22 protein-coding genes and 2 pseudogenes are annotated in these 21,757 nt (G+C 57.4%); 15 read left to right on the top strand and 9 right to left on the bottom strand.

Annotation, left to right across the window (positions count from 1 at the left end):
- Positions 1–18 precede the first annotated feature (18 nt).
- Positions 19–1,119 (bottom strand): PIN domain-containing protein, encoded by a 1,101-nt coding sequence (locus I5961_RS12615; RefSeq protein WP_227235408.1) that lies wholly within the window; start codon positions 1,117–1,119, stop codon positions 19–21.
- Positions 1,120–1,260: 141 nt separating this feature from the next.
- Between I5961_RS12615 and I5961_RS12610 the strand changes: the two genes are divergently transcribed.
- Together I5961_RS12610 and I5961_RS12605 are read left to right on the top strand one after the other, a co-directional pair.
- Positions 1,261–1,503 (top strand): DUF4224 domain-containing protein, encoded by a 243-nt coding sequence (locus I5961_RS12610; protein ID WP_227235407.1) that lies wholly within the window; start codon positions 1,261–1,263, stop codon positions 1,501–1,503.
- 1 nt (position 1,504) lies between these two features.
- Complete coding sequence (locus tag I5961_RS12605; RefSeq protein WP_227235406.1) at positions 1,505–2,554, top strand: tyrosine-type recombinase/integrase; 1,050 nt, start codon at positions 1,505–1,507, stop codon at positions 2,552–2,554.
- 435 nt (positions 2,555–2,989) lie between these two features.
- On the opposite strand, the pseudogene I5961_RS12600 reads toward I5961_RS12605, so the two are convergent.
- The 3 genes and pseudogenes from I5961_RS12600 to I5961_RS12590 form a co-directional block, all read right to left on the bottom strand.
- Positions 2,990–3,234, bottom strand: a pseudogene (locus I5961_RS12600) (hypothetical protein); the annotation flags it as partial.
- Positions 3,235–3,305: 71 nt separating this feature from the next.
- Positions 3,306–3,635, bottom strand: a complete 330-nt coding sequence (locus I5961_RS12595) for a hypothetical protein (protein ID WP_085700762.1) — start codon at positions 3,633–3,635, stop codon at positions 3,306–3,308.
- Between the two features lie 87 nt (positions 3,636–3,722).
- Positions 3,723–3,983 carry a hypothetical protein gene (locus I5961_RS12590; RefSeq protein WP_227235405.1) on the bottom strand — a complete coding sequence of 87 codons (261 nt, stop codon included), beginning with the start codon at positions 3,981–3,983 and terminating at the stop codon, positions 3,723–3,725.
- Positions 3,984–4,134: 151 nt separating this feature from the next.
- On the opposite strand from I5961_RS12590, the gene I5961_RS12585 reads away from it, so the two are divergent.
- On the top strand, positions 4,135–4,275 hold the full coding sequence (locus tag I5961_RS12585; RefSeq protein ID WP_170929783.1) for a hypothetical protein: 141 nt from the start codon (positions 4,135–4,137) through the stop codon (positions 4,273–4,275).
- A 294-nt stretch (positions 4,276–4,569) separates the two neighbouring features.
- Here I5961_RS12585 and I5961_RS12580 read toward each other — a convergent pair whose 3' ends face one another.
- Positions 4,570–5,496, bottom strand: a complete 927-nt coding sequence (locus I5961_RS12580) for a LysR family transcriptional regulator (protein ID WP_227235404.1) — start codon at positions 5,494–5,496, stop codon at positions 4,570–4,572.
- Positions 5,497–5,718: 222 nt separating this feature from the next.
- On the opposite strand from I5961_RS12580, the gene I5961_RS12575 reads away from it, so the two are divergent.
- From I5961_RS12575 to I5961_RS12565, 3 genes are read left to right on the top strand one after another with little or no spacing between them, the layout of a single operon-like run.
- On the top strand, positions 5,719–7,155 hold the full coding sequence (locus tag I5961_RS12575; protein WP_085700765.1) for an NAD-dependent succinate-semialdehyde dehydrogenase: 1,437 nt from the start codon (positions 5,719–5,721) through the stop codon (positions 7,153–7,155).
- 11 nt (positions 7,156–7,166) lie between these two features.
- A complete protein-coding gene (locus tag I5961_RS12570; protein ID WP_085700766.1) occupies positions 7,167–7,499 on the top strand; it encodes a carboxymuconolactone decarboxylase family protein in 333 nt (110 codons plus the stop codon).
- The gene (locus tag I5961_RS12565) at positions 7,500–8,507 is read left to right on the top strand and encodes an NAD(P)H-quinone oxidoreductase (protein WP_227235403.1); all 1,008 of its coding nucleotides are present in this window, start codon (positions 7,500–7,502) and stop codon (positions 8,505–8,507) included.
- A 214-nt stretch (positions 8,508–8,721) separates the two neighbouring features.
- On the opposite strand, the gene I5961_RS12560 is transcribed toward I5961_RS12565, so the two are convergent.
- A complete protein-coding gene (locus I5961_RS12560) occupies positions 8,722–8,988 on the bottom strand; it encodes a hypothetical protein (protein ID WP_085703873.1) in 267 nt (88 codons plus the stop codon).
- Between the two features lie 123 nt (positions 8,989–9,111).
- Between I5961_RS12560 and I5961_RS12555 the strand changes: the two genes are divergently transcribed.
- Positions 9,112–10,536: an MFS transporter gene (locus tag I5961_RS12555; RefSeq protein ID WP_227235402.1), complete on the top strand. Its 1,425-nt coding sequence runs from the start codon at positions 9,112–9,114 to the stop codon at positions 10,534–10,536.
- A 34-nt stretch (positions 10,537–10,570) separates the two neighbouring features.
- Here I5961_RS12555 and I5961_RS12550 read toward each other — a convergent pair whose 3' ends face one another.
- Positions 10,571–11,431: a LysR family transcriptional regulator gene (locus I5961_RS12550; RefSeq protein ID WP_227235401.1), complete on the bottom strand. Its 861-nt coding sequence runs from the start codon at positions 11,429–11,431 to the stop codon at positions 10,571–10,573.
- Between the two features lie 148 nt (positions 11,432–11,579).
- Between I5961_RS12550 and I5961_RS12545 the strand changes: the two genes are divergently transcribed.
- From I5961_RS12545 to I5961_RS12535, 3 genes are read left to right on the top strand one after another with little or no spacing between them, the layout of a single operon-like run.
- Positions 11,580–12,401 carry an NAD(P)-dependent oxidoreductase gene (locus I5961_RS12545; RefSeq protein ID WP_264373529.1) on the top strand — a complete coding sequence of 274 codons (822 nt, stop codon included), beginning with the start codon at positions 11,580–11,582 and terminating at the stop codon, positions 12,399–12,401.
- A gap of 34 nt (positions 12,402–12,435) precedes the next feature.
- The gene (locus I5961_RS12540; RefSeq protein ID WP_227235399.1) at positions 12,436–12,678 is read left to right on the top strand and encodes a chorismate mutase; all 243 of its coding nucleotides are present in this window, start codon (positions 12,436–12,438) and stop codon (positions 12,676–12,678) included.
- On the top strand, positions 12,599–13,252 hold the full coding sequence (locus I5961_RS12535) for a hypothetical protein (RefSeq protein WP_139832629.1): 654 nt from the start codon (positions 12,599–12,601) through the stop codon (positions 13,250–13,252). The genes I5961_RS12540 and I5961_RS12535 overlap by 80 nt, the downstream gene beginning before the upstream one ends.
- Before the next feature lie 129 nt (positions 13,253–13,381).
- Here I5961_RS12535 and I5961_RS12530 read toward each other — a convergent pair whose 3' ends face one another.
- Positions 13,382–13,666 carry a hypothetical protein gene (locus I5961_RS12530; protein ID WP_227235398.1) on the bottom strand — a complete coding sequence of 95 codons (285 nt, stop codon included), beginning with the start codon at positions 13,664–13,666 and terminating at the stop codon, positions 13,382–13,384.
- A 142-nt stretch (positions 13,667–13,808) separates the two neighbouring features.
- On the opposite strand from I5961_RS12530, the gene I5961_RS12525 reads away from it, so the two are divergent.
- The 3 genes from I5961_RS12525 (at position 13,809) to I5961_RS12515 (ending at position 17,749) form a co-directional block, all read left to right on the top strand.
- A complete protein-coding gene (locus I5961_RS12525) occupies positions 13,809–14,228 on the top strand; it encodes an organic hydroperoxide resistance protein (protein ID WP_227235397.1) in 420 nt (139 codons plus the stop codon).
- Between the two features lie 182 nt (positions 14,229–14,410).
- Positions 14,411–16,585 carry a TonB-dependent siderophore receptor gene (locus tag I5961_RS12520; protein WP_227235396.1) on the top strand — a complete coding sequence of 725 codons (2,175 nt, stop codon included), beginning with the start codon at positions 14,411–14,413 and terminating at the stop codon, positions 16,583–16,585.
- Positions 16,586–16,930: 345 nt separating this feature from the next.
- Positions 16,931–17,749: an alpha/beta fold hydrolase gene (locus tag I5961_RS12515; protein WP_218191833.1), complete on the top strand. Its 819-nt coding sequence runs from the start codon at positions 16,931–16,933 to the stop codon at positions 17,747–17,749.
- Positions 17,750–17,859: 110 nt separating this feature from the next.
- Here the strand turns inward: I5961_RS12515 and I5961_RS12510 are convergent.
- Positions 17,860–18,833: pseudogene (locus I5961_RS12510) on the bottom strand (LysR family transcriptional regulator).
- Between the two features lie 416 nt (positions 18,834–19,249).
- Between I5961_RS12510 and I5961_RS12505 the strand changes: the two are divergent.
- Positions 19,250–19,897 (top strand): response regulator transcription factor, encoded by a 648-nt coding sequence (locus I5961_RS12505; RefSeq protein ID WP_227235395.1) that lies wholly within the window; start codon positions 19,250–19,252, stop codon positions 19,895–19,897.
- 359 nt (positions 19,898–20,256) lie between these two features.
- The gene (locus I5961_RS12500; RefSeq protein WP_085700779.1) at positions 20,257–21,717 is read left to right on the top strand and encodes an ATP-binding protein; all 1,461 of its coding nucleotides are present in this window, start codon (positions 20,257–20,259) and stop codon (positions 21,715–21,717) included.
- Positions 21,718–21,757 lie beyond the last annotated feature (40 nt).

The raw sequence follows: 21,757 nt of genomic DNA, 5'->3' as shown, positions 1-21,757 counted from the left end.
TAGCACACCTTATAAAGTCTAAAACTCAAACGCTTTTCGACGAATCACCTCTTCGCCCTCGTCGTCCCAAAGTATATCCCCTCCAGGCAAATCTATATCCCAGTCGTTGATTTCGACACTTGAGATATCGTCTTCGTAATACTCCAGCACAAGAACGACCTCCACAGTTTTTTTGAAGCGCTTCTCACAACTGTAAATCTCCACACCATCGCGCCCAGTTTCTACTGCAGGGCGAGAAGACTCACGCTGGAAATAACTGGCGACGACATCGAATTCAAAATCAACGCCATATCTTGCAGATGTACGATCCGCGAAGAAAACCCTTTGGTTGACGCTACGCAAATTAGTAGTTACGGCATTAAACCCCTGAATGCCTTTGTCACTTTCATCGAAAACCCCGAAATCCTGCTCTGACAAATACTCTGTGACAATAGCAATGACTTCATTTTCTACCACCGAATAGGCTTGATCCGCGAAGACGGAGGGTTCGGCGCGCGCTGAGTGCATCAGAGCATTTACCACTTCGCCGAGCTTACTGGACCAAATGAGTTGAGGATTTTCGGAACAAAATTCCTTCATATCTAAATCAGCGCTTACTACATGTATTCGAGTACTATTCTCTTGAGCATAATCCTTCAACGCCTCCAACACAAATGCATCTCTAAATTCATCTGGTTTTTTTACCGAAAACGGAGGACGAATCTCAAAATAGTTATTAAATATTTTGTCCGCAGAAACCGTATCTACAGAAACAACTTCGACGTTAGGCGTTGCTAAAAACTCTTCAAACCTAAATACCAACTCACTCGTCAACTCTGCGACTTGAACGCTATCAAAAATTACCGAGTTTGCAAAGTGTGGTAGATTTCGTAAAACCTTGCCTTTTTGTTGAAGTGACTGAACTGCACTAGCTGCTTGGCCTGCCTGCTCCCTTAGATGTCTTTTTATTTCCAAAACCGTAATCGTCGTAAATAAAAGAGTTACCTGATCAGCTTTCAAAAGCCTCCCAAGGCTTTCTAAATCCTTCGATAGAAACTGATAGTTGTTCGAATGATATATGCACGAGTCTAAAAACAAAACTCTAGACTTTAGTAAGAACCCACCTTCGACGACTTCCATAATGCCCACCAAACAAAACCTAAACATTAGTGCAGAAAGCTAAACCCAAACTGCAAAATTTATAATCAACCTTAACAACCTACCATCTCAACTATAACCCCAATTCAAAGTCTATCGCTATATGCGAAATGGAGCACGTAAGTGGAAAACGAAATCCTCTCCGACGAGGAACTGGCCGAACTCACAGGCTACAAGGCCAGGGCCTACCAGCGCCGCTGGCTGATTGATCGTCAGTGGGTGTTCGTCGAAAGCCGGGGCAAGCGCCCGCTGGTGGGCCGCATGTACGCCCGCATGAAGCTGGGCATGATCAGCCCCACTATTGCCGATCCGAATCCGCCGCCGGCCGCGCCGGTGTGGACGCCAGACTATTCGCAGGTGAACTGATATGCGCCCCCGCAAGACCGAGCACCAGCACCTGCCCCCTCGAATGTACAAGCGATCCCGAAAGCGCAAAAACGGTAGTACCTGGACCGCGTATTACTACCGCGACCTGCGCGGCAATGACATTCCTCTGGGCAAGGATCTCGACAAAGCACGGTTGAAATGGGCCGAGCTGGAAACCAAGGAAAAGCCGCTCGACCTGCGCACCATGAAGGGAATCTTCGACCGGTACATTCGTGATGTGGTGCCAAAGAAAGCGCCGCGCACGCAGAAGGACAACTTGGCGGAAATCAAGCAGCTTCGGCCGATGTTCGATCGCGCACCGATTGACTCGATCACTCCGGCGACAATTGCCGGCTATCGTGACGCCCGATCGGCAAAGGTCCGGGCCAACCGCGAGATCGCTACCCTCTCCCATATTTTCAACATTGCCCGGGAGTGGGGCCTGACAACAAAGGAAAACCCCTGCCAGGGCGTGCGCAAGAACAAGGAAACGCCGAGGGACTACTACGCAAATGATGTGGTTTGGGAGGCGGTATACATGAAGGCAGCTCAGGAGCTGAAGGAAGCGATGGACCTGGCCTACCTGACCGGGCAAAGGCCGGCAGATGTGCTGGTAATGCGGAAGGATGATGTTGAAGGCGGATATCTGACTGTTCAGCAGAACAAGACACACAAGAAGCTGCGCATTCAGATGACGACCGCCGGAGAAGCGAACAGTCTGGGCATTCTGATCGCTGCGATCACAGAGCGAAACGCTGCGCACGTTTCGAGCTACCTGATCATCAACCGGAGCGGTAAGCGAATGACAGCGACAATGCTGAGGAAGCGATGGGACATGGCGCGAGAGAAGGCAAAACTGGAAGCGCTTGAACAGGGAGACGAACTGCTGGCTAAGCGAATCGGTGAATTCCAGTTCCGGGACATCCGGCCAAAGGCGGCGTCTGAAATCAGCGATGTGGGTGATGCCAGCCTGCTTCTCGGGCACACGAAAGGCGACATCACAGAGCGGGTTTACCGGCGCGTTGGCGCCATCGCGAAACCTTCAAAATAGGCGAAAAAAGGGTTCCATAACTCGAAAGGCACCCCTTGTAGAATGCGGTCTGTAGAGGTGCAGCAAAACAAAAGTATTGGAACGAAAAAGTGTCTGAGGCCGCGTACTTAGCGGCTTTCCATAGCGGTCTTGAAAACCGTCGACTGTAACAGGTCCATGAGTTCGAATCCCATCGCCTCCGCCATATTTGATACGACAAAGCCCTGATTATTCAGGGCTTTGTCGTTTCTGGCTTTCAGGAAAAATTCTCCTCTGTCTAAGGATCATTTCCACATCTTTTCGCCAGTTTCCGCAACTTGCTCAGCGGTTTATCAGATCCGCCCACAAATCAGTGCTGCGTATGCGACCGCTACAGCCGGCGCAAATTGCCTCACCTGCTGCAATAACGCGGCAGGTGAGGCGTCTACCAGCGCTGCACGGTACAAGATGTAGGTATTACCGTCTTTGCACGGTTCGCGGCGCCCCCGGACAGCCATAGATGTTGCCAAACGCGTCGAACAGGTTTTTCACTTCGATATTCCGAAGGTTGAAGCTGTTATTCGGGATGTTCATCAGCCGCGAGCCTGAGCGCAGCACGTTTTCCCTATTACCCGCCATTCAGGCGTCAGGCTGCCGGCAACGTTGACGTCGAATCCACGACTACGCCTACCTTGGGCGAATCGTCCTCGCGCTTCAGCAGGCGCTCCGTCAAGAGCAACCGCAGCGGGATGCCGCCTGAATCAGGCGCATCCGCAGCAGTGACGTAAGAGGTTCAAATGGCTTGACGCGATCGTCTGCGAGGAAGGCTTTCAGATCCAAGTGCTGGTGCGGTTTGGCTCATCATTGCGATGAACTCTTTAGCTCGCTCGAACCCCCACTCCATTGCACCGGTCATCGTTTCGCCCGGTCGGGAATCGAAACCCTCCTCCAGGAGCATGGTGCCGGCTTGCCCGTATACCCCCAGAAACAGCTGAACGTCGCCAGTTTTGGACGTGCGAACTTGCACGTTTACCAGCTTCCCGTCCGGGAGTATTTCATCCTTGTTTCGAAAATGGATCTCGGGATTGGCCCAACCCCAATAAACGCTTCCACGTGTGCGCATTTCTGATCTCCAATTTCGGTGATCGAGTATGCATCACATTACATTCCGCATCCTATGAACAAGATGAACTCATCAGCGCGAAAACTCTTACTGAGTGGGGTTTAAGAAATTATTGCTGGAAGACTCATCGATAAGTTCTTCGTCGATGGCTGGCACGTCTGGACACGTCAGGCTGTCTGCAAACGCGATCCAGGCTGCGTAGGAACACTTTTGCCTGCTCAGCGCATCCTCCCAAATTTTGCCGGTCATCTCATCTGACACGACCAGCATCATCAGATGATTTGTTGTGGCTTCCAGATCGATCAGATGTTGATGGGATTTGAAGCGAAAATCATCATAAGCCTTCATTAGGACACGCTAACCGATTAGGGCTGGCTCGGAATTACGAGCCGCTATTCCTATGAAATCAGTATGGCACTAACCCTATAGGTTAGATACGAAAGAGAAATCCCCCTCTCCTTCAAAGTCAGCCGTTATAGCGTCAAGGACGAGCTCGCCCATGGAAACGATAAAACTGATTCAGCCGGCCCCGGTTGTGCGCGATGAAAACGGGATGTACCAGCACTCCGACATGCTCGACATGCCCGACTTCGAAGCATCGGGACGCGGCGCGGGAAAAAGCAAAACTGGAAGCGCTTGAGAAAGGTGACGAGCCGCTCGCCGACCGGATCGGGGAATTCCAGTTTTGCGACATTCGCCCAAATGCGCGTCAGAGATCAGCGATGTGAGCGACGTCCGTTCCATAACTCAAAGCAGGCCCCTTGTAGAGTGCGGTCTGTAGAGGACAGGGCCGTAAGGTCATCTCTGAAGACCCGGTGCCAGATGTATGCGCAGTCGTGCCGCCACGCAGCCAAGGAAAGCAACCTGTTCGCCGATCATTGCGCCTCGAAGCGTTGTTCATCGAGGCGCAAATCACTTTCTGCCCTGCGGCATTTCAATCGATAAGTTCTTTGGCCGTGGCTGCCAGCTGACTGCCAACACGATCTTTCAGCGCTTCAATAAACCGGGTGATTTTCGCATCGACAAACTGCCGGGAGGTATAGATGGCGTACACGTTGCGCTCATAGGTATGGTAGTCAGGCAAAACCCGCATGAGCTTGCCGGAACGCAAATCGTCGATGGCCGTGAACCCGGCCAGCAAGCCAATCCCCGCCCCCTCTCGAATGGCATGCGCCATCGCATCCATATCGTTGACGCTGAAACTTGGCCCTGTCGGGACGAATGTCGCGTCCCCCGCTTTGCTCTTTAGCTGCCACTCATCCCGCACATAGTCCACGGTACTTAACAACAGACACTGGTGATCGCGCAGATCTTCAGGCGTCTGCGGGGCCGCATGCCGTGCCAGGTAATCTGGCGACGCCACCAGCACACAATGGCTGACACCGATCTTCTGGCTGACATACGCCGAATCGGGGAGCGCGCGGGCGATCAGAATCGAGACATCCAGTTGGTCTTCCAACAGGTTAGGCATGCGTTGCGAGAGCAATAAATCCACTGTCACTTCAGGAAATTGCTGGCGGTATTCCAGTACAGCCCCGGTGACCAGATGCCGAGCCAGTCCAGGGACGCAATGTACCCTCAGTGTTCCCCGAGGCTCCAGCGCGGCATTGCTGGCTTCGGCTTCGGCACTCTCCAGGTCAGCCAGAATTTTCGTGCAGCGCTCGTAGAACCGTCGCCCTGCATCGGTGACCGAGAGGCGTCGGGTCGAGCGCTGCAACAGGCGCGTATCGAGCACGTTTTCCAGCGCAGAGACCGCACGCGATACGTTACCGACCGTTGAATCCAGATGATTGGCCACGGCCGTGAAACTGCCCATCTCGACAACCTTTATGTACACCGACATGTTCGAAAGCTTATCCATCGCGACCTTCCTGTAGATCTGACGCTCACCCGTGATAAGGCGCACTTTTTCCGGATGCTACACGTTCGGCCTGAGGCTCGATATTACCTCTGGCGACAACAATCATTCCCTCTGGCCCGTCTAAATCGATGGGCGCTCCTTCCATAGACTTGGTTGCACAGGCCGCCTGAACAGGCGCCGGGTTTGATACGAATCTCCGACAACCAACTGAAGGGCACAATCATGAAGATTTCCTACGATCCGCTTTATCTTTTCATCGGGGGTGAATGGATCAGTGCCGACGGGCGCGATACTGCCGCCGTCGTTAACCCGGCTACCGGCCGGGAAATCGGGCGCGTCCCACTTGCCACCGCAGGCGATCTTGATCACGCCTTGGAAGTGACTCGCCTGAGCTTCGAGCAGTGGCGCCAGACCGTACCTGACCAACGCGCCAGGATCCTCAAGCGTGCCGCCGACCTGATCCTCGAACGTGCACCGCAGATTGCCGCGCAGATGACCCTGGAGGAAGGTAAACCGCTGGGTGAAAGCCTGGATGAAGTGACCCGCGCGGCAGAGTATTTCGAATGGTTCGCCGAAAGCGCACGGCGTATCGATGGCCGTGTGGTCCCGGCCAACCGGCCAGGCGTATTGCAACTGGTCAAACGCCAGGCTATCGGCCCAGTGGCCGCATTTACACCGTGGAATTTTCCGGCCATTACCCCGGCACGCAAGCTCTCGGCAGCGCTGGCCGCCGGTTGCAGCGTCATTCTCAAACCTGGTGAAGAAAGTCCCTCCACAGCGTTGGCCCTGGCGCGTGCACTCGACGATGCAGGATTGCCCAAGGGTGTGTTGCAAGTGGTCTTTGGCGTACCGGACCAAGTGTCCAGCCATCTGATCGCCTCGCCAGTCATTCGCAAAGTGACCTTCACCGGTTCGGTGCCCATCGGTCGTTTGCTGTCTGCGCGAGCTGCTGAAGGCGTCAAGCCCATCACCCTTGAACTGGGGGGGCACGGACCGGTGCTGGTGTTCGAGGATGCCGACATTGAAAAAGCCGCTATCGAAGGCGTCGCCAACCGCTTTCGCGGCACCGGGCAGGTGTGCATTTCATCCACTCGGTTTCTGATCCAGCGTGGCGCCTATCAAGCCTTCGTCGATCATTTTGTCGCGGCGACCGAAGCCCTGAGGATCGGTGACGGCCTGCATCCGGACACTCAGGTCGGCCCCCTGGCCAACCCAAGGCAATTGGCAAAAATGGAAGAACTGGTCGCCGATGCCGTCGAGAAAGGTGCACGGGTATTGGTCGGTGGTGAAGCCTTGTCAGGCGAAGGCTACTTCTTCCAACCCACGGTTCTGGCAGATGTGCCGATGAACGCCCGCGTCATGCACGAAGAACCCTTCGGCCCCATTGCCGTACTGATGCCGTTCGATGAACTGGCCGATGGGCTGCAGGAAGCCAACCGCCTGCCCTACGGACTCTCGGCCTACGCGTTCACCTCCAACGCGCGCACGGCCATTGATGTCGCTGACGGATTGGAGGCCGGGATGATCGGCATCAACCAATATCGCATCGTCGCAACCGAGCTCCCGTTCGGCGGCATGAAAGAAAGCGGTCACGGCTCCGAAGGCGGCATTGAAGGCATCGAGCACTATCTCACCCACAAATTCATCAGCCAGGTTTAAGGAACTCGCCCATGTCCAAGCTCGATTTCAGCAGCCCTCGCGAAGCAGCGCGCGCGTTCACGCCGAAGCTGTCGCAATTCGTCGACTCGACGCTTTATCCGCAGATCTGGAGTGACCCGGCGCTGTCCCCGCGCGACCGTAGCCTGATCACCGTGGCGGCCTTGATAGCCGGTGGTCACTCGGAAGAGTTGCCTGCCCACTTGCGCCGGGCGGCTGGCAACGGAGTGACCCGCGACGAAATGGAAGCAGCGATCACGCACCTGGCTTTCTATGTGGGCTTGCCTGGCGCCATTACCGCATCGGCGATCGCCAACGCCACGTTCAGCGAAACGGAGAACAATTGAATGAAAGCCATCAACATCAAGCAGTTTGGTGCGCCAGACGTCCTGGAATTAGTAGAGGTCGCCAATCCTGAAGTCCGTCCTGACGACCTGCTGGTGCGTGTCTATGCCGCCGGGGTGAACCGTGCGGACCTGACTCACCGGACCGGTGGGTACGGCCATCCGAACTTCGGTGACTCCCTGATCATCGGCCTGGAAATCGCCGGCGAAGTGATCGGCAAAGGGAGTGCGGTTACAGGGTTCGAGGTAGGAGATCGAGTCATGGGCGTGGTCGGCGGCGGTGCCTACGCCGAGTTGGCCCGCATCGATTACCGCATGGCCATGCACATCCCCGCGCAGCTTGATTATGTACACGCGGCAGCCATTCCCGAGGTCTTCGTCACGGCCCATGAAGCAATGATGCATCTGGCTCGGCTCAAGGCTGGCGATTCAGTGTTGATTCACGCGGCGGCTGGCGGCGTCGGTTCTGCCGCTGTGCAGTTGGCTTACGCCACCGGCGCCACGGTGTATGCGACAACCGAAGGCAGCAAGTTGGCGCGTGTCGAGCATTTGGGCGCTGACGTGGCGATCGATTATAAGACGCAGGACTTCGCTGAAGTGATCGCCGATAAAACCCAGGATCGCGGCGTCGATGTGATCATCGACTTTATCGGAGAACCCTACTTCGCCCGCAATATTGCATCCCTTGCACGGGGCGGTCGCTTGGTTCAGGTCGGGATTCTCGCCGGTGGCGGGAACGTCACGGTGGCGCTGGAGGACATCCTTTACCGCCACTTGCAAATCATCGGTACGGTCATGAAGTCGCGCACGCAACCGGAGAAGCACGACATGATCAAGCGTTTCCGCGAGCACTGGCTTGATCGCTTCGAGGGTGCCGGAAGCCTTGAGCCGGTTGTCGATAGCACGTTTGCGCTCTCAAGGGCTGCCGATGCTCACCGCCGGATGGAATCTTCACAGAACGTCGGGAAAATCATTTTGACGATGCGACCTGAAGACTTGATTCAAGTATGACCACAGGGGGGATATAGCTGAAAAACGGTGCCCTTGATGGGCACCTTCAACGGATGTGAGGAACACCTCTGAGCAGTGCGCTCCTAATCGGCTGAAGAGGGATTGCGACGGCGAAAAGCCCTTATTCCAGGCGAACGCAGTGGCGCTCGAACAATCTCGGTCGGTGCCCAAGTGGTGGTTATAGGCGAGAGAGCCACTGCAATGGCGAACGCATTCAGTCCCCCTGTGCCAATAACATCAGAGCAGATAGCGCTTTTTTCGCCATTGAAGGTACACGCGGCAAGATTATCAAAGAGCATCCGAGTGCGAGTGCAATCGCAAACCCGATCCCGGTGGACGCGCCGGTAACGACGGCAACCTGATCAGCGAATTTACCTGACATAACTGACTCCTCAATCTCGGTTGTATGGCTCGACTGGAACCAAAGTGCGGCCATTTTGCGAGGAGTCAGGCGCGCAGCGGCACTGCCATAAATGAACATTGGCCGTTCATTTATGTGAGGCGTCAGCGAAGGGATGATCGTTTAGATTGAGGTCAGCTGATTAAAAGCATGACCCGCAATCGAGAATATTCCGGAACCGAAGGGTTCCAGAAAGGAGACCTTATGCCTCACAAAGAAGTAGCTCTGGCGGAACCGCGGCGCTGGCTGATGTTCGCCATATTGTTGGTCGGTGCATTCTTGCCGCCGCTGGATTTTTTTATCGTCAACGTAGCGCTGCCCTCGATTCAGCAATCGCTGGGCACAGCCTCCTCCGCTGAACAGTTGATCATCTCTTCGTATGCAGCCCTTTATGCCGTGACACTGATCACCGGTGGGCGCCTTGGGGACATCTTTGGTCGCATGAAAATGTTCTTCGTTGGCCTGATTGGTTTTGCTGTTGCCTCACTGATCTGCGGTGTCGCCGAGTCCCCCTGGGTGTTGATCGCCGGACGCTCGCTGCAAGGTGTAACGGCAGCCATCATGGCGCCTCAGGCACTCGCCTCAGTGCAGGCGATATTTCCGGAGTCCGAAAAGGCCTTGGCGCTGAGCCTGTATGGCGCGGTGTTTGGCTTGGCGTCGGTAATCGGCCAGGCGCTAGGCGGGATTCTGATTTCGCTCAATCTGATGAACCTGGGCTGGCGGGCGATATTTCTGGTGAATCTACCGATTGCGTTGCTGGTCATCCTGATCGCCATCCCTGTGGTCAAGGAAACCCGCGCCCTCCAGCCCAGCAAGCTGGATCTGGGAGGAACGCTGTTGTCGATGGTGACGCTTGCGGCGCTGATCGTTCCACTGATCGAGGGACGTGAAGCAGGCTGGCCGTTGTGGGCCTGGCTGTCGCTGGCAGCGGCGCCACTGCTGGCCTGGCTGTTCTGGCGCTACGAAACCCGGTTGTATCAGGCGCAAGGCGCGCCGTTGCTGAGCCCTGCTGCACTGCGTGCGCCCGGGCTGGGTCGCGCATTGCTGGTCGCGCTGACCTTCTACGCGATCGGCGTGTTCTTCCTGTTGTTTTCCATTTATTTACAGGGAGCCCTGCATACGAGCCCACTCAGTGCAGGCCTGGTCTTTCTGCCATTCGGCGCTGGTTTCTTGCTGGGTCCGCTCGCCACCCATCAGTTCCGGCGTTTGCTGGGGTCTTATGTGAATCCCTTCGGAATGGCACTCGAAGTGCTGGGTTTTGTGCTGTTGGCCTGGCTCGTGGCGCGCACACCGGCGGCCGTCACGCCCTCTGCGCTGTCCCTTGCCGTGATTCTATTTCTGATCGGCTTCGGACAAGGACTGGCCCTTCCGACATTAATGCGCATGATCACGGGACGCGTGGCACCGGCGTATTCCGGCATGATTGCGGGCATCACCAGTTCCACCTTGCAAATCAGCACGTCGCTGAGCGTGGCGATCATCGGTGGCATCTTTTACACGCTTCTGGGCACGAACACGGATGCGGTGGCCGTCACCCACGCCTTCACCGTCGCCATACTGTGCATCGCTACGTGTCTGGCGGCAGGCGCAGGACTGAGCCTGACCCTGGCACGTCAACCTGCTGCATAGCCCCAAACGGTGGTCATGCAGCCGGCAGCGTGAATCAACCGCCTGCCTGAGTGCCGATCATGACGGAGGCCAGGTCGGCAAGCGCGCGCAGACTGTCCATCTGGCGCATGTCCTGGTGGTAGCCCATCCAAATGTCGCGGCCTGGGGGTGGTTCATCCGAATCGATCAGTCGCAGCGCCGTCAACCTGTCGCCCAACGCGCGGGGCAATACCGCGACGCCCTGCCCCTGCGCGCACATTTGCGCCTGGACTGTGCGGCTGCTACTGGTAAACACGGTACGCGCCAGAGGGTAACGCTGCTGCAGCCACTGCACATCGGGATAATGGGACTGGGCAACACTCATGGTGATCAGCCCCAGCCCGTCGCCCTGTGGCTCAGGGTCAGCAGATCCAACGGCTGCGTATAACCCGTAGCTCAGGGAGATCAGCTTGCGATGCACGACATCGGGCTCGGTGAACGGAACGATTCGAAACGCGATGTCGGCGTCGCGGCGAGCCAGGTCAAACAATCGATGCCCGGCGATCACCTCGGGCACGATCAACGGATAGCGCCGGACCAGTTCACTCAGCACCGGGGCCAGCACATAACAGGCGAACCAGTCCGCGCAGGAAATGCGCAACACACCTTCGGGCTGCGTGCTGTCCCCCGCCAGGCGTCTTTCGATGGCCAACGCACTTTGCTCCATTTCCTGCGCGAGGCTGAGCAGCTTTTCTCCGCTTTCGGTCAGGACCAGACCCTGGTTGGTACGCAGGAAAACGGGCTGGCCACTGGACTGTTCCAACACCTGCAAGCGCCGCCCCACGGTCGGATGGCTGACCCCCAACAGCTTGGCGGCGGCGCCCAATGACCCGCTTCGGGCAATCGCGAGAAAGACCCGCACATCACTCCAGTCCATGCTCTGCCCCCGTACAAAAATGAACAGTGAGAGTGCAGCAATGGCAGTGCCGTAGCAATCCCGTGCCCGACATACTTGTCTGCATTCACCGTCGTCGAATACCAACCGGAGACTGCAAATGAAGATTGGTTTTATCGGAGTGGGAAGCATGGGCAGAGCGATCATTCCACTGCTCGTCCGCGCTGGCCATCACGTCTCTGCATGGAACCGCAATTACGCGGCGATCAAGGATCTTGAAGGCATCAGCGCTCTCGAATCCCCGGCCTCGGCGTTCCAGCAAGAGGTGGTCATCACTCTTCTGGCCGATGATGCCGCCGTCAGACAAGTGCTGCTCTCCAGCGCTGCTCTGGAAACTGCAGACAAAGCTTGCGTGCATGTCGTGATGTCGACCTTGTCGCCTTCGCTGATGTTGGAGTTGCAGCGCGAACATGACGCCGTCGGCATGCCATTGATCGCGGCACCGGTCTTCGGGGTGCCTGCCGTGGCGGCCAAGGGCGAGCTGAATATCCTGGCGGCCGGACCGCAGGCAGCGGCCTCGACCGTCCAACCGCTGTTCGACCTGCTCGGGAAAAACACCTGGTATCTGGGCGACCAACCTGAACAGGCCTGTATCGCGAAAATCGCCGGCAACATGATGATCACCCAAGCCATCCAGTCGCTGGGCGAAGCCAGCCAACTCGTTCAACGCCACGGACTGAGCCCTTCGATTTTCATCAATCTCATGACCCAGACCCTGTTCGCCTGCCCCAGTTATCAACGCTACGGGCGGAACATCGTCACCAGCAATTTTGAACCGGGTTTCAAACTGTCGCTTGGCCTCAAGGATATAAATCTGGCGATCGATGCGGGTCGTCTAAAGGGGCTGGAACTGCCAGCGGCGGATGCCGTGCGATTGAAAATGACGTCGGCGGTAGCCCGGGGGCATGGCGACAAGGACTGGTCGGTTTTCGCTCGGCAGACGAATCATTGAGAAGCTCTTTCGAACACCTGCCACGAGGTCATTCATGGAAAACTCCGACATCGCGCGTCAACTCACAACATTCAGGAAAACCATCGACAATATCGACGCCGCCCTCATCCACCTGCTCGCGGAACGGTTTCGCTGTACCGATGAGGTGGGCCTGACCCCGGCGCCACTTATCGAAGCAATCAGACGAGCAGAACCGCATGAAATGGCCAACGATCGAGCAAATTCGCAGCTTCACCGATTTACCCTCCGGCTACAGTTGGGATTACCTGAAACGTGAGGAGATCAATGTCGCGACAGATTTTTTCCGCGCATGGTTTCCCTCCATTTCGGTGGGGTTGGGAAGCCCATTCCTGGATCCGCAGTTCTACGCAGACAACGTGGTGCTCGAAGACGATCCGGAGCCAAGAATAATCGCCATAGTCGTCCGCCAGAACGATGAGATTGTCGCTATCGCCACGTGGGAAAAAATTGACGGTGCTGACGTTATTTTCGGGAGGGTCGGCGCGGTAGCCAAACCGCATAGACAAGCCAGTCTGGCCGTTGCGGCCCAGGACCTGGGAGAAAAAATCGGCAGGTTCATCGGTGCGGGGCTGATCTATGGCATGGCAACAACCCGCACGCCGTATATGCAACAAGCACTGGAGCAAGCCGGTTACAAGGCCGTTGGGATAATGCCTGGCCTCGATCAGGAAGAAACAGCGCCCGGAATCGTGCGCAGGATTTACGAAGTCATCTACGTAAAACGCCTCGCCCCACACGCCGACTTTCTGATTCCTTCCGCTCATAACCTTACCCCTACAGTCGCGCGACTTTACGCAGAGATTTTTCAAGGTGATGACGACACGAACTGACGAGCCAGGAAATCTGCTGGGGTTCGCGCTTATCCCGGTTCGCGACGACAGTTGACGGGGCTGCCCGGCAGGGGAACGCCAAGCAAGCCGGTCGCGGCGCTGAACACCGCGACCGGGTAATCGAGCACCTTAGGCAAAGGAGCTCTCGTGCTCGCTTTCATGCACGTAAATCCACGAGATTCCCGACGGCGAGGCCGGGTCGAGGCGCATGGCCAATGCGTCGTACAAAGGTTTTATGGCGCCCTCCGATTGGGAAGCCACGCCGCGCGACCACGGAAAAAAGAGGTTGTACCATCGATACACCTCCGCTTCGACGAGCGCAGTTTTATCCGGGGTTTCGAGTAGTTGCTGGTGCTCAGGGCCAGGATCTGCGAGCACTCGAAACACTGCCCGCAACCACTCCAGCAAATCCATTTCCCAGGCTGCCTGGCCTGGGGCTACACAACGATACATAACCTCCCTTGGCACGACACATCCCGGGTACATGCCGATGCAAAAGTGTGGGCCATCGGAACCTGACGTTCCGACTCCCTCACTCACTCAGGCAGAGCAATTCATGATCAATCAAATCGACACCGTGCTGTACACCGGCAAGACCCGCACAATCGGCGGCCGCGATGGCGCTTCGCGCAGTTCGGACGGCAATCTGGACATCAAACTGTCACCACCCGGTTCGCACGGCAGCGGCACCAACCCGGAACAACTGCTGGCGGCAGGTTGGTCAGCCTGCTTCATCGGCGCCATGGGCAAAGCGGCCACTTCGCTGAAGCTCAAACTGCCGGTTGATGTGGCGGTAGAAACCGAAATCGATCTGGGCAAGACCGGCGATGCGTTTTTCCTGCGGGCCCGTTTGAATGTCAGCCTGCCGGGGCTGGAGCCTTCGGTCGCCCAGGCGCTGATGGAAGCCGCGCACCAGACTTGCCCCTACTCCAAGGCCACTCACGGCAATATCGATGTCACCCTGCGCCTGATCTGAAACAGGTCACGCCGGTTTCATCCTCAAACGCCCGAGGCAGTGCCTCGGGCGTTTTGTTTTTTCGCGAACGCGATTTCACATTTTTTTCACGAATCGCTTTGTCGCTGTAAAAAACCCTGACACAATTATTGGCAATGATTCTCAACTGCTCTTTATTTGCTATTTAAAATCAGGGAAATTTCATGTCGCGTCCTACCTCGCAACATCGTTTCAACCCGTCACGCAACCTTCTGTCCATGGCCATCTGCATGGCCGTCATGACGCCGGCGCTGGCCGATGAAACCCGCGAGACGCAGGACACCGCTCCACCCGCCACCCTCGAACTCGGCGCAACCGCCATCACTTCCACCCAACTGGGCAGCACCACCGAAGGCTCCGACTCCTATACCACCGGCACCATGGCCACCGCCACCAAACTGCCGTTGACCCTGCGCGAAACGCCGCAGGCCGTCACCGTGATCACCCGCCAGCGCATGGACGATCAGGCGATGACCAGCATCAATGACGTGGTCAACGCCACGCCGGGGCTGTTCCTCAACTACTCCGACGGCCCCGGCCGGCAGTCCTACAAAGCCCGGGGTTTCGACATCGACAACCTGATGTACGACGGCATTCCGAGCGGCTACAACGGCGTGAAACTCGGCTCCCAGCCGAATCTGGCGATGTTTGATCGGGTCGAGGTCGTTCGGGGCGCGACCGGTCTGGTCACCGGTTCCGGCAACCCTTCGGCAGCGATCAACCTGGTCCGTAAACGGCCATTGGCCGAGCAGCGTGTCACCCTCACCGGCGCTGCCGGGACGTGGGACAACTATCGCGGCGAACTCGATGCTTCCAGCCCACTCAATGACAGCGGCACCCTGCGCGGCCGGGTGGTCACGTCCTATTGCGACGCCAACAGTTTTATCGATGACGTGGGCGAGCGACACAACCTGTTCTACGCCGTCACCGAAGCCGACCTGAGCGATGACACCACGCTGACCTTCGGTTTCTCCAACCAGAAAGACAAAACCAACTACTTCTGGGGCTCGTCGATGATCGGTCTCGACGGTCATCACCTCGATCTGCCGCGCTCCTACAACCCCGGCACCTATTGGGAGAACAAGGATCAGGAGATCAACACCGTCTTCGCCGAGATCCGGCAGCAACTGGCCAATGACTGGAAGCTGCAGGTCAATGCCAACTACTCCGAACAGGACGCGCTGTTCTCCGGTTCGTACCAGTCGCGCTGGGTCAACAACACCCTGGCCCGCACGGTTTACCAGTCAAGGGCCGATGAAAACCAGGCCGGTCTGGACGCCTTCTTCAGCGGCCCGTTCGAGGCCTTCGGACGTAGCCATGAATTGGTGGTCGGCGCCAGCAAACGCATCTACGACCTGACCACCCACAACTATTCGCCGTACGACACCAACTGGCCGATCAACGCCGGCAAGCCGGACTTCGTCCACACCAACAACACGCGTGAAGTCACGACTCAGGACGGCGTGTACCTGACCACCCGCCTGAGCCTGGCTGACCCGCTGAAGCTGATCCTCGGCGGACGTCTGGACTGGTACGACTACGACAACCGTGATGGCGACGGCGACTACAAGGTCACCCGCAACGTCACCCGTTATGCCGGCCTGATCTACGAACTGGACGACCATCACTCGATCTACGCCAGCTACAGCGACATCTTCACGCCGCAAAGCAACAAGGACACCTCCGGCAGCCCGGTCAAACCGATCGTGGGCAAGAACTACGAGGTCGGCATCAAGGGCGAATACCTGGGCGGCGCGCTGAATGCCAGCCTCGCCGTATTCCGGGTCGATCAGGAAAACCGCGCAGTGCAGGTGTTCGTGCCGAACTGCCCGCAGTCGTCCTGCTATGAAGCCTCCGGCGAAATTCGCAGCCAGGGTATCGACCTGGAACTGCAAGGCGCGCTTACCGACAACTGGCAGATCGGCGGCGGCTACACCTACGCCCGCACGCATACCATCAAGGACGAAGCGAATCCGCAGAACGTGAACAAGCAGTTCGACACTGACACGCCGGAACACCTGTTCAAACTGACCACCCGCTACGACTTCCAGGGCCCGCTGGAAAAACTGCGCGTGGGCGGCAACATTTCCTGGCAGAGCCGCATGTACAACGACATCGAACTGCTCGATGGCGGCAACTACCGCCTCAAGCAAGGTGCGTACGCCGTGACCGACCTGATGGCCGGCTACCGGGTCAATGAGAACCTCGATCTGCAACTCAACGCCAACAACATCTTCGACCGCAAGTACTATTCCGCCATCGCCAATTCCGTCAGTTACGGCGGCGACAGCTACGGCACCCCGCGCAACATGATGTTGACGGCCAAGTACAGCTTCTGACTTGTTCTGGCGCAGGGACGCGCCAACCCCGCCAGGATTCCTCCCGCCACGCCCTACATACCAAAGCGTTAATTTCGAAAACCCATGTCTGGTTTTCAGCGGCTCTCCTTTGCCCAAAGATTGCCTTCGGCCAAGGCAGCAGCCCTTGCCGCCTGTGCGACTTAAACAACTCAATGGGTGTTCAAAATGACTGACGAGAAAAACGGGACCACGCGTCGTGGCTTGATCACGACCGGGGCCATGGCCGCAACCCTGGCGATGGCATTGCCGGCGCTGGCCACACAGCAGACACCGACTTCCGCGTCAGGGGTCAGCAAAAGCGCCGGCAACGGCAGTGGCTCGGGAATGTTCACCGTCAAGGATGGCACGCAAATTTTCTACAAGGACTGGGGTCAAGGGCAGCCGATCGTGTTCCACCACGGCTGGCCCCTTTCCAGTGATGACTGGGATGCGCAAATGTTGTTTTTCCTCGGCAAGGGCTTCCGCGTCATCGCCCATGACCGACGTGGCCATGGGCGATCTTCCCAGACGGCCAGTGGCAACGACATGGACACCTACGCCGCCGACGTTGCCGAGTTGATGGCGCACCTGAACATCCGCAACGCCGTCCACATCGGCCACTCCACCGGCGGCGGTGAAGTGGCACGCTACGTGGCGCGTCATGGACGCGGGCGGGTGGCCAAGGCCGTGCTGATCGGTGCCGTGCCCCCCATCATGCTGCGCACCGCAAAAAATCCCGGTGGCCTCGCGATGGATGTGTTTGACGGATTGCGCAAAGCACTCGCGCAGAACCGCAGCCAGTTTTATCGTGACTTCCCGAGCGGGCCTTTCTACGGTTTCAATCGTCCCGGCGCCAAGGTGTCTGAAGCGATTGTCGAAAACTGGTGGCGTCAGGGCATGAACGGCGGGATCAAGGCGCAGTACGACTGCATCAGCGCGTTCTCCGAAACCGATTTCACCGATGACCTGAAAAACATCGAGGTGCCGACTCTGGTGTTGCACGGCGAAGATGACCAGATCGTGCCCATCGCGAATTCGGCCCATCTGTCCATCAAACTGCTCAAGCACGGCACGCTGAAAACCTATCCCGGCCAGCCCCATGGTATGTGCACCACGAACGGCGACACCATCAACGCAGACCTTCTGGCGTTTATCAATGCGTGATGTTCCGGGGCCGCGTCCTCACGACAAATCACGTACGACCCTCTAAAAAGAAAAGCTCCGACCCAGTCGGAGCTTTTTTATTGGGCGATTGACACAGCCATTGCCATTTCCTACCGGGCGATCGTCAACGTCTGATCGAGGGGCAACGCCTGGCGCAACCTGGGCACTACCTGCAACTCAAGCGGTGTGCCAAAAAACGCCTGGCAACGCGAACGCAGCCAACGTTGAGCACAATCGTTGTGCGCAGCCGCGCGCCAGACCATGGAAAGCTCCCGCGATGGCAGTAACAGAGGGGCCGGTTCGGCCCTGATATCCTCCACGGAGGCCATGGCCTTCGCCACATAATCCGGCACGATGACCAGCATGTCGCTTTGCGCCAACAGTCTTGGCAAGGCGCTGAACTGCGGCACCGCCAGCACCACTTTGCGCCGACGCCCCAGCAGATCCAGGGCATGGTCGGTGTCATCCTTGACCTTGCCCATGGACGACACGATGGCATGCGGTCGCTCGCAGAATTCATCGAGTGCCAGCATGCCCGGCCGAGTGTCCGAGCGCAAAAGCATCGGCCGGATCAATCGCAGACTCTTGCGTCGCGCGTTGGCTGGCAGATCGAGCGTAGGGCTGATCCCCAGAGCGATCTCGCCATTGAACAGCCGCTGCGCCATCTGCTGCTCATTGACCCGCAGCACCACCAATGCAATGTTCGGCGCCTCGATACGAAGCTGGCGTAACAGTCGAGGAAGAAGCGCGTATTCGACATCGTCGGACAGGCCAACCTGAAAGGTCGCTTCGCTGGTGCCCGGATCAAACGGCTGGCAACGGCTCAACGCCGCGACCACGCCATCCAGCGCCGGCGTCAGATTGGCGAAAATTTCCTCGGCCCGTGCAGTCGGCTCCATCACCCTCCCGCGCGCACGAACAAGGGATCGTCGAAAAGCACGCGCAAACGCCCAAGCGCCGCACTGATGGTCGGTTGGCCGAGAAACAGCTTCTCGCCGACCCGGCTGACATTGCGCTCATGCATCAGCGTCTCGAAGACCACCAGCAGATGGATGTCGACACGACGGAGATCATTTCTGTTCATGAAGTTCACCACCCGGCACGCGGCCATTGAGATCGACGGAGAGCAGGTAAAGGTTAAGGGCGTGCCTGCCGGGCGTCTGTGGTACTTGGGGACAGCGAGATCATGCGTTAGGTGAGTGAATTGATACTTGCGTATGAACCGTTTGAACCTGATAGCTGCATCGGGCTGCGAATAGACCGCTGCGATGGCCGTTTTTTCGGGTTTTTTGTCCTAGCTGACGGAGTGTTGCCCCTCTACGATGCTGAACCGTTTATCTGCTCCCCGCCCAAACCTGCGGCGTGACCGTGTCTTTGGTCGGGCATACACTCGAAAGAGCAAACACAGGTACCCGGGCCGAGGGATAGGCATATTTTTGATGGGGCTTCGCCGATACCACGACAAGCTCCACAACGTCACAACCTCTTGGGAAAAAAGCAATGAACAACAATCCCATCAGCAATAACCCCAGCGAGCCAGTGGTATTCATCGTCGACGACGATGCAGCGCTGCGTGAATCCCTCGGCAGCCTGTTGCGCTCCATTGGCCTTAAAGTCGAACTGTTCGGTTCGGTCGCCGAGTTCATGAAACATCAACGTCCCGACACCGTCAGTTGTCTGGTACTCGACGTGCGCCTGCAAGGCAGCAGCGGGCTGGATTTCCAGAATGAACTGGCCGCTACCGGCATCAACGTGCCGATCGTGTTCATCACCGGGCACGGCGATATCGCCATGACCGTGCGCGCCATGAAAGCCGGCGCGGTGGACTTCCTGACCAAACCGTTTCGCGAGCAGGACCTGATCGATGCTGTCTGCGCCGCACATTCGCGAGACAGGCAACGTCGCGAATCCGGGCGACATGCCGATGAACTGCGCGCGCGCCACGGGACGCTGACACCCCGTGAGCAGACGGTCATGGCGCTGGCAGCCTCAGGCCTGATGAACAAGCAGATCGCCGGGGAGATCGGCCTCAGCGAAATCACCGTGAAAATCCACCGAGGCCAGGCCATGCGCAAGATGGGCGCGCGCTCATTTGCCGATCTGGTGCGCATGGCCGAGGTCATCGCGGCGCAGCCTGTCAATCGGTGACCACATGAACCAGAACGGGACGGCTCAAGGGGCCGGGATGGCGCATGTTTGTGCCATCAGGCAAGGCATCGAAAGACTCGGCACAACTAACACTTAGGTATATCCCGTTCATACGTAGTCATACTTCGATTGACCCAATGCAGCGATGCCAGAGAATAACTCTTCGAATAACATCTTTATTCAAATCAATATTAATCAATACAACGATTGGTGAATGACAGACAGTCGCCAACAACGGTCATGCCTGAAAAACAAGTTCAGACTTTTCAACCTCTTCATTAATACGCCCTTCATAGCATTTGCCTGTTTCATCGAGAGAACACGACCTGCCGTCCGATAGCAAAAATCTGGAAGAATAAATGTCTATCATCAAACGTCGCGCACAACTTCTTTGCTCAGACGCCTTCGCCTGGCTTGCCGCCATTGCAGTCGGCAGCATGATCTATATCACCAACGCTTACCTTGATCTGGACGTTGCGCCGACGTTGTTCTATATCACGCTGGTGTTCATGTCCGCGAACATCTTCCCGGTTCCGGTATTCCTGGCCGTTGCGCTGGGTTGCCTCACGCTCCTGACGGCCGACTTCCTGATCGACCAAGGCTATCGCGATCACAGAAGCATCGCCGGATTCGTCAGGTGCGTGATCGCGCTGACGACCATTTCCCTGTTGGCGCTACGCAGTAAACGCGCCACTGAAACGTTGCGGCGCAAGGAAGCCTTCTTTCTCGGCGCACAGAAACTCAGCCACACCGGCAGCATCGGTTTCATCATCGATAAAAAGGTCAGCGTGTCCTTGTCCTGGTCGGAAGAATCCTCACGCATTTTCGAGTACCCACCGAACGTCACTCCGACTCTCGCCCTGGTCAAGTCACGCACCCATCCCGATGATCTACCGGTGATCGATCAGGTGCTGGACCAATTTGCGCGCCGCCAGGAGCTCATCGAAGCCGAGCATCGACTGGTCATGCCGGATGGTCGGATCAAGCATGTGCAGATGATCGCCAGCCCTTTGCCCAAGCATCGCGGGCGCACGCAATACGCCGGCGCGCTGATGGAAGTCACCGCCAGCAAACAGTCCGAAGAGGCGCTGTTTCACTCGCAAGCCACCCTCGCCCACGTCACACGCCTGACCTCCATGGGCGAACTGGCAGCCTCCATCGCCCACGAAATCAATCAGCCGCTGGCAGCGGTCATTACCAGCGGCGAATCCTGCAAACGCTGGATCAACCGTCCCGAGCCCAATCTGGAAGAAGCACGCCGTTCGCTGGACCGGATCATTCAAAACTCGGTCAGGGTCTCCGACGTCATCGCCTGTATCCGGGCCTTGTCGCGCCACAGCGAGGTGCAGCGCAATGTCGAAGTGTTTGACGAGATCGTCAGTGACTCGCTGACGCTGATGCAACACGACATCTGCTTTCACGAGGTTCGCCCGCACGCACAACTGGGCACTCGCGGCGCCCTGATCAAAGGCGATCGTGTGCAACTGCAGCAAGTCATCATCAATCTGATCATCAACGCCTGCCAGGCCATGGCCAACGTGCAAGAACGAGCCCGGACGCTACGGATCAACACCTCGATTTTGCACAACGAGGCTGTGCTTGAAATCGCCGATTCCGGCGTCGGCATTGCCGCAGACATCCTGCCTTCGCTGTTCGACCCGTTCTTCACGACCAAACCGACCGGCCTCGGAATGGGCCTCTCCATTTGCCGGTCGATCATTGAATTCCACGGCGGGCGCATCTGGGTCAACAGTACCGAGGGCGTCGGTACGCAGTTCGTATTTGCAATTCCGTTGGCGGCGCCCGAACACGATCAATGACCGTCATCCCCCTGACGTCGCCGGCAGGCGATATGGAGAT

The organism is Pseudomonas sp. IAC-BECa141 (assembly GCF_020544405.1).
Lineage (GTDB): Bacteria > Pseudomonadota > Gammaproteobacteria > Pseudomonadales > Pseudomonadaceae > Aquipseudomonas.
The sequence above is the reverse complement of the archived record's forward strand: the minus strand, read 5'-3'. Positions and strand labels throughout refer to the sequence as shown.